General features: G+C 75.8%; 1 pseudogene. It reads right to left on the reverse strand.

Annotation, left to right across the window (positions count from 1 at the left end):
* Window positions 1-937 (reverse strand): annotated as a pseudogene (locus FRCN3DRAFT_RS45000) (hypothetical protein); the annotation flags it as partial.

The following is a 937-nucleotide window of genomic DNA, read 5'->3' on the forward strand; positions in this document are numbered from 1 at the left end:
GGCGGCGCTTCGGCGCGTCGACCGGCACCGACGGGGCGCCGACCGCCGACGGCTGGGCCGCCGGGGAGCCGTCGCCGTCCAGGTCGGCGTCACCGACGTGGAAGAGGCCGTCGATGGTCGTGTCCACCCAGGCACCCGCGGCGCGGGCGCGCCGACGGGACTTCGCGGCCGGTGCCGGAGCCGGGAAGAGCTCGTCGATCGGGAACGGCGGGATCCCCGTCGGCCGGTGGGCCATGAGCACGGTGATCGCGACGATCGTCTGCCGGCCCCACGAGGCGAACTTGTAGATCGACAGCGGCACCTTCGCCGGCAGCAGCATCAGCTCCGGCGGCAGTACCGGCAGGTCCTCCCAGCGCCACCAGCCGAACAGCGCCAGCCAGATGCGGGTGAAGATCCGGGACGCCGGCACGCCGCCGTGGGCGCGCGTCCACGCGGCGGCGGCGCGCATGTGCGGCGCGTCCGGGCTGTCGCCGACGAGGCGCAGCGCGACGTAGGACTCCACCGTCGGCGCGAGGTCGCCCGGCCCGCCGTGGTAGATGGGCCAGGAGCCGTCGGCGATCTGCCGCGACCGGATGAACCTGGCGGTGAGCTCGGCCTGCTCCTGGTTCCAGACGCCGAGCCACTTGCGCAGCATCAGGTCCTCGGCGTCGATCGAGGTGTTGCTCTCCAGGTCGCCCTTCCACCAGCCGGCGTCGTCCTGCAGCGAGCGCAGGTGCGTCACGGCGCGGTCCAGCATGTCGTCGAGGACGTCACCGTGGCCCTCGGCGTCGGGCGGGGCGATGGTCGGCACGACCAGGGCGGCCGAGGCCGGCGCGGCGACGGTCACGACCTTGGACGTCGCCACGACGGGGGCCGGGACGGCCGCGAGGGCGGCCTCGATCTCGGCGGGCGGGGCGGGCGGGGCGCTGGCCGCGCCGTTGGCAGGCCGGCGGGCGCG

It is taken from the genome of Pseudofrankia saprophytica (assembly GCF_000235425.2).
Taxonomy (GTDB): Bacteria; Actinomycetota; Actinomycetes; order Frankiales; family Frankiaceae; genus Pseudofrankia; species Pseudofrankia saprophytica.